The organism is Nostoc sp. CHAB 5715, from assembly GCF_020829685.1.
GTDB lineage: Bacteria > Cyanobacteriota > Cyanobacteriia > Cyanobacteriales > Nostocaceae > Nostoc.
Genome location: NZ_JAIVFR010001012.1, coordinates 1 through 2,560, shown reverse-complemented (window position 1 = coordinate 2,560; position 2,560 = coordinate 1). Strand labels below are relative to the sequence as shown.

At 43.0% G+C, this 2,560-nt stretch carries 3 protein-coding genes; all 3 read right to left on the bottom strand.

What is annotated here, in order from left to right; genetic code table 11:
- The coding region (locus LC574_RS35120; RefSeq protein WP_229458234.1) for a DUF5331 domain-containing protein at nt 1-827 on the bottom strand (827 nt) is incomplete at its 3' end.
- 48 nt (nt 828-875) lie between these two features.
- Entirely contained in the window at nt 876-1,214 is a 339-nt protein-coding gene (locus LC574_RS35115; RefSeq protein ID WP_229458235.1) for a ferredoxin, read from the bottom strand.
- A gap of 80 nt (nt 1,215-1,294) precedes the next feature.
- Nucleotides 1,295-2,269, bottom strand: a complete 975-nt coding sequence (locus tag LC574_RS35110) for a cysteine synthase A (protein ID WP_229458233.1) — start codon at nt 2,267-2,269, stop codon at nt 1,295-1,297.
- Nucleotides 2,270-2,560 lie beyond the last annotated feature (291 nt).

Sequence of the window (2,560 nt, the reverse complement as noted above, 5' to 3'; positions counted from 1 at the left end):
GGTAAATTTAATTTACTTTTAACATATGTTGGTTGAATATTCGGTTGTTTGCTGTTGCTTTTAAGCTCAGTAGTAATTGCTAGCGATCGCACTGGTTTACCATTACTGTTAATCTCAGTGGTAATTGCCAATGATGCGCCCACAGGGATTCGGACAGATGGCGCGTTGCTTTTAACCTCACTAGCTAATGCCATAGATGGCATAGTTTTAACTTTGCTGTTAACCTCAGCAGTCATTGTCAGCGCAGAGTGCGATCCTATTGGTTGATATTCGCTTAAAAAACCAGAGGATGGCGTTTTTACCGGAGTATCTGGAGCAATTTTAGTAGCAAATGCAACTACCAACTCCGATTTACGTGTGCGAACTCTTTCAGTGGTAGCTGTAATCGATGGCACAAGTTGATCGGCGCGTGACAAGTTAGAATCTAGGGTCTTGGCAAGAGAATGAAGCGCAATCTTGCTGGCAGTTACAGCCGATGATAGATGTTTATCCTCAAAATACTTCTCATCTGGCGACTCGCTTTCAACTTGGGTTATACCCATAGAATGGTCTGATTTTATTAAACGTAACTCTTCATCAGGATTGAAGTTAAGACCTAAAGCGGCGACTATTTTATCTGGATCGTTATTCAACTCCAACAAAAAAGCAAGTATTTCATCAAACTGGGGTTCTAAAACAGAGAGTGTTGCCAAAATAAAACCGGACAAAGGACGGCGCAGACCATCGTAAGTGCCCCAAATTCGCATTTTGACCAGCCAGGAAATATTTTGCTCGTAGTAACTCAGCCACTTTTGTTTTAAGGATTGACGCAGCTGTTGAATATTCATTGGATGCCTCACTTCAGTCAACAATATTGCAGACATTGATATTGTTAATTAGTTTGATTTCTGGGGATGAAACCGATAATAGAGCATCTGTTGGACTCTTTGACCACCTAGCAAATGATTTTCTATCAGTAGAGATACTTCATCGGGTTTAACGCCGCTATACCAGACCATATCGGGTAATACCAGCACCATCGGCCCATTGCCGCATTGTCCCAAACAGCTGCTAGCCGTTACCGTTACATCGGGGATTGGCATAGCTGCAAAAGCTGCTAATACCTTGGCTGCACCTTGCTTTTTGCAAGTGCGATTTTGACAAACCCGCACACATCTAGGAGAAGAGGGTTGGTCTATTATCGGGAAGTTTGATGGTTGAGTTATGTTGTTCATTTGTCCTTTGTGATTTGTCATTTGTCATTAGTCATTTGTCAAAAGTCGGAAGCTAATGACTAATGACTAATGACTAATGACTAATCTATTGAAAGTCCTTTTGAGGCTAGCCATTCAGGATTGAATATCCGCGACTGATAGCGGGAACCACTATCACATAAGATGGTGACAATGGTATGTCCTGGCCCCAACTGCTTCGCTAGGGCAATAGCTGCGCCAACATTAATACCTGTTGAGCCGCCCATTAACAGCCCATCTTTCCTTAGCAGTTGGTAAACTACCCGTAGAGCTTCTTTATCATCGATTTGGATGGCATCATCAGCAGGTGCGCCTTCCATATTGGCTGTGACACGACCGTTACCGATGCCTTCGGTGATGGAATTTCCTTCTGTATTGATTTCGCCGGTTTTGACATAGCTATAAAGTGTACTACCTAGCGGATCAGCAACAACGCATTTAATCGCCGGATTTTGTTCTTTCAAGTACAACGCCACACCAGCATAAGTACCACCAGTACCAGTTGCAGTTGTCCATGCATCTATTTTACCATCTGTCTGTGTCCAAATTTCCGGCCCTGTGGTTTCGTAGTGGGCGCGGCGGTTGGCTAAGTTATCAAACTGATTCGCCCAAATAGCGTTTTCCAACTCAGCAGCAACTCTGCCAGATAGCTTGACGTAGTTGTTTGGGTCTTTGTAGGGTACAGCAGGGACGGGACGAACTTCTGCGCCTAGTGCTGTTAGTGCGTCTATTTTTTCTTGTGACTGAGTATCGGGAATAATAATTAGGCATTTGTAGCCTTTGGCGTTGCAAATATGCGCCAGCCCAATGCCAGTATTACCAGCAGTTCCTTCTACAACTGTGCCACCGGGTTTGAGTAAACCTTTCTCTTCTGCATCTTGGATGATGTAAAGTGCAGCGCGGTCTTTGACGGAACCGCCAGGATTGAGAAATTCAGCTTTAGCGAGGATTTCACACCCTGTTTCTTCACTGAAACTGTTTAAGCGAATTAGGGGTGTGTTACCAACAGCGCCGACGAAGCCATTTTTAATATCCATTTTGACTGTACCTGTGTGAGTATCTATAAAAATTTTGGCTTATAGCGGTGGCATGATTTACAACAGATTTGCCTAAAATCCTATAATGCGTACACTAGCAAACTTTACTCATATTCAGAACAAACCCAGGTAACAATACAGTTCAGTTAAGAAAATAATCTGTTGAGGCAGGCAGGGGAGGCAGGGGGAGAATGACGAATGACAAATGACAAAGGACAAAGGACAAATGACAAATGACAAATGACAAATAACAAATGACAAATCACAAATTAATTACAGGCAAAACTAAGC